This window comes from Massilia sp. CT11-108 (genome assembly GCF_047302915.1).
GTDB lineage: Bacteria > Pseudomonadota > Gammaproteobacteria > Burkholderiales > Burkholderiaceae_D > Telluria > Telluria orientalis.
In genome coordinates, this window is the sequence record NZ_JBKYMO010000475.1 from 1 (window position 1) to 4,223 (window position 4,223).

3 protein-coding genes are annotated in these 4,223 nt (G+C 66.0%); 2 read left to right on the forward strand and 1 reads right to left on the reverse strand.

Annotation, left to right across the window (positions count from 1 at the left end):
- Positions 1-771, reverse strand: a 771-nt coding sequence (locus ACEN88_RS25675) for a cache domain-containing protein (protein WP_413344217.1), incomplete at its 3' end; no start/stop codon positions are given.
- Between the two features lie 329 nt (positions 772-1,100).
- Here ACEN88_RS25675 and ACEN88_RS25680 point away from each other — a divergent pair.
- Both ACEN88_RS25680 and ACEN88_RS25685 read left to right on the forward strand, forming a co-directional pair.
- Complete coding sequence (locus ACEN88_RS25680; RefSeq protein WP_160409818.1) at positions 1,101-2,807, forward strand: GspE/PulE family protein; 1,707 nt, start codon at positions 1,101-1,103, stop codon at positions 2,805-2,807.
- A 9-nt stretch (positions 2,808-2,816) separates the two neighbouring features.
- Positions 2,817-4,064: a type II secretion system F family protein gene (locus tag ACEN88_RS25685; protein WP_413344219.1), complete on the forward strand. Its 1,248-nt coding sequence runs from the start codon at positions 2,817-2,819 to the stop codon at positions 4,062-4,064.
- Positions 4,065-4,223: the final 159 nt, after the last annotated feature.

Here is a 4,223-nt window from a genome sequence, read left to right on the forward strand (position 1 = left end):
GCGCGCATAGGCCGAGTACATCGCCTGCGGACCATGCGCCGTCAGCTCGACGATGCCGACCGGCCTCTTGGCCACCGCCTTGATCAGATCCGGATGCATCCTGTCGCCGATCCCGTGCGGTATGTGGCCGCGGTAGGCGACCAGCCTGCGGTTGTTGTCGAACACGATCGCGCTCCAGCGCGCCGGCAGGTTCTGGTTCGCGAGCAGTTCCTGCAGGCGGCGTGGGCGCAGTTCGACCGTCACCGCATACGCAACCTTGCCCTCGCGCCAGACCGGCACGGTGATCGAGATCACCCAGGGCTGCGTGGCGTCGCCCCGGTGCAGGCCGGACGTGACGGCGTCGCCTTTGGCGAAGACGGCGCGGATGTCGGCCTCGTTGCCGCGCGGCGGGAGTATGCTGCCGACGGCGTGGCGCGTGTCGAGGAGGACTTTGCCGTCCGGCGCGCTGACCGCGACCGCATAGGCGGGGAATTCGGGGCGCAGCAGCCGGCGCGCGGCCGTGTGGAACGCGGCCAGGTCGCCTCTGGCGAGATTCGCCTGGTTGGCCAGGGTGCGCGCCGCCGTTTCGCCGTTGGCGAGGTCGCGGTCGACGGCCGCGGCCAGCGCGCGCGCGATCATCTCCGCATCCTCGGCGACGTGGACCCGTTCGCGCTGGTCGGCGTCCCTGGCGAACACGATGTAGCCGATCAGGATCGGCAGGGCGCACGCCAGGACGAGCGTCACGAGCTTGGCGCGTATGGAAGGGAGAGAACGACGTTGTAACAGCTGCACAGCAAGCTCCGCGGATAATGCGCAGCCCAGGCGCCTTGCCAGCATGGTAGCCCAGCAGCCACCTCGTGTAAATTCGGGGTCAGAGCACATTTTGGGCAGGTGCCGCAGCCGCAAGTGCCTGTTTTATCGCAGATTTAACGCCGCGCGTCGGGGAAAAAGTGGACCTGACCCCGAATCTTGGCAACATTTGTTTCTTGCATGGCATGCAGGAGTGACATGGAGTCGCGCGGACGAGACGTTTTGCCTTACGTAAAGTCATTCTCCATGTTAATTTTTCGTTCCTCTGGAATACAATGAAGGACTAGTCCTACATTGATCGAAGAGGTGGTATGGCCCGGCCCGAAAAAGTCCGACTTGGCGAAATCCTGGTGCAACAAAAGCTGTTGTCGGAAGACCAGCTGAACCAGGCGCTTGCCGACCAGAAACGCACGGGCCGCAAGCTCGGCCGTGTGTTCGTCGAGAGCGGTTTCGTCACGGAAGAGCAGATCTCGGGCGCGCTGGCACGCCAGCTGGGCATCCCTTACCTCAACCTCAAGTTCTACAACATCAACCAGGACGTCGTGCGCCTGCTGCCGGAAACGCAGGCGCGCCGCTTCCGCGCGCTCGTGCTGGAAGACCGCGGCGAGACGATGCTCGTCGGCGTCTCCGACCCGACCGACCTGTTTGCCTACGACGAGATCGCGAGACTCCTCAAGAAGGGCGTCGAGCTGGCGGTCGTCAACGAGACCGAAGTGCTGCAGGCGATCGACCGCATCTACCGCCGCACGGGCGAGATCACGGGCCTGGCGCGCGAGCTCGAACAGGACCTGGGCGACACGACCTCCGTCGACTTCAACGCGCTGTCCGCCAACTCCGGCCTCGAAGAAGCGCCGGTGGTGAAACTGCTGCAGTCGGTGTTCGACGACGCGGCCCAGGTGCGCGCGTCCGACATCCACATCGAACCGCAGGACGGCCGCCTGCAGATCCGCTTCCGCATCGACGGCGTGCTGCACCTGCAGACGGAAGCCGACATCAAGATCGCGACGCCGCTGGCGCTGCGCCTGAAGCTGATGGCGGACCTGGACATCTCGGAAAAACGCCTGCCGCAAGACGGCCGCTTCGCCGTCAAGGTGCGCGGCCAGCGCATCGACGTCCGTATCTCGACGATGCCCACGCAGTATGGCGAATCCGTCGTCATGCGTCTGCTGAGCCAGGTGGGCATGAACTTGCGCCTGGATGCGATCGGCATGCCGGCCGCGCTGGTGGAACGCTTCCGCGCCATCGTCCAGCGGCCGAACGGCCTCGTGCTCGTGACGGGACCGACGGGTTCCGGCAAGACGACCACGCTGTACAGCGCCCTGGCCGAGCTGAACTCCGTCGAGAAAAAGCTCATCACGGTCGAGGACCCGATCGAATACCGGCTGTCCGGCATCAACCAGGTGCAGGTCAACGACAAGATCGAGCTGAATTTCGCGCGCGTGCTCCGTTCCGCGCTGCGCCAGGACCCGGACATCGTGCTCGTCGGCGAGATGCGCGATCAGGAGACGGCGCAGATCGGCCTGCGTGCCGCCATGACGGGCCACCTCGTGCTGTCCACGTTGCACACGAACGATGCGGCATCGACCCCGCTGCGCCTGATGGACATGGGCGTGCCGCGCTACATGGTGAGCGGCTCGCTGCAGGCCGTGCTGGCGCAGCGTCTCGTGCGCGTGATCTGCGAAAGCTGCTCCGAGCCGTACCAGCTGCCGGCGCCGGAACGCGCCTGGCTGCGCGCCGAACTGGGTGACCGCGCCGAAACGGTGCCGTTCTTCCACGGGCGCGGCTGCTCGCACTGCAACGGCACGGGCTACCGCGGCCGCACGGGCGTGTATGAACTGCTGGAGATGACGCGCGCCGTCAACGAAGCCGCCAACCACCCGGACCCGTCGCACTTCCTGAAGGTGGCGCATGCCGAGATGCGCGGCGAGACCTTGCGCCGCAGCGGTGTGCGCCTCGCGATCCAGGGCCGCACGACGGTGGCGGAAGCCATGCGGATCAGCAACCAGATGGAAGACTGATAGACATTCATGCCGTTCTTCGCCTACAAGGGCCGCAACGCGCGCGGCGAATTGATGCAGGGGGTGCTGGAAGGCGCCGACAGCAGCGCCGTCGCCGACCAGCTGTTCGGCACCGGCGTCACGCCGCTCGACATCACCCCGACCACCCGCAAGGCGACCACGCCGGGCAACGCCGCCGGCGCGAACGACAGCCTGTGGGAGCGCCTGACGCGCAAGAAGGTCACGTCGATCGACGTGCAGCTGTTCAGCCGCCAGATCTACACGCTGCTGAAGTCGGGCGTGCCGATCATGCGCGGCCTGGCCGGGTTGCAGGAATCGGCGACCAATAAAAGCTTCGCGCGCGTGATCCAGGACCTGCGCGAGTCGCTGGACGCGGGCCGCGAACTGTCGACCGCGATGCGCCGCCACACGGAATGCTTCACGCCGTTCTACCTGTCGATGGTGCGCGTGGGCGAGATGACGGGCCGCCTGGAAGAAGTCTTCCTGCGCCTGTTCGACCACCTGGAATTCGACCGCGACATGCGCGACCGCGTGAAGACGGCGATGCGCTATCCCACGTTCGTCATCATCGCGATGATCGCGGCGATGGTCGTGGTGAACGTGTTCGTGATCCCGCAGTTCGAAAAGGTCTTCAAGAGCTTCCACGCCGAGCTGCCGCTGATGACGCGCATCCTGATCACGACGTCGCGCTTCACCGTCGAGTACTGGCCCGTGATGCTCGGCGCCGCCGTGGCAGCCTTCTTCGGTGTGCGGACGTGGACGCGGACCGTGTCCGGCCGCCTGGCGTGGGACCGCTGGAAGCTGCGCTTCCCCATCGCCGGCAAGATCATCCACAAGGCCACGATGGCCCGCTTCGCGCGCAGCTTCGCGCTGTCGATCCGCAGCGGCGTGCCGATCGTGCAAGCCCTGTCGGTCGTCGCGCAGACGGCCGACAATGCCTACCTGACCATGCGCCTGGACCAGATGCGCGACGGCGTCGAGCGGGGCGAAAGCATCCTGCGCACCGCGACCAACGCCCAGGTGTTCACGCCGATCGTGCTGCAGATGATCGCCGTGGGCGAGGAATCCGGCTCGCTCGACGACCTGATGGACGAGATCGCGCAGATGTACGAACGCGAGGTCGACTACGAACTCAAGACGCTGTCCAGCCAGATCGAGCCGATCCTGATCACCTTCCTCGGTGCGATGGTGCTCGTGCTGGCGCTCGGCATCTTCCTGCCGATCTGGGACCTGGGCAAGGCCGCCCTGCATCATTGACGAGGCATCCATGATTCGTGTGAAGACAACCCGCGGTTTCACCCTGTACGAATTCGCGATCGTCGCCGCCATCACGGCGGCGCTTTCCACGGTGCTGCTGCACCGCCTGGACGGGTACCGCCGCGCGGCCGAGGACGCGGCGGCGCGCCAGACCGTGGC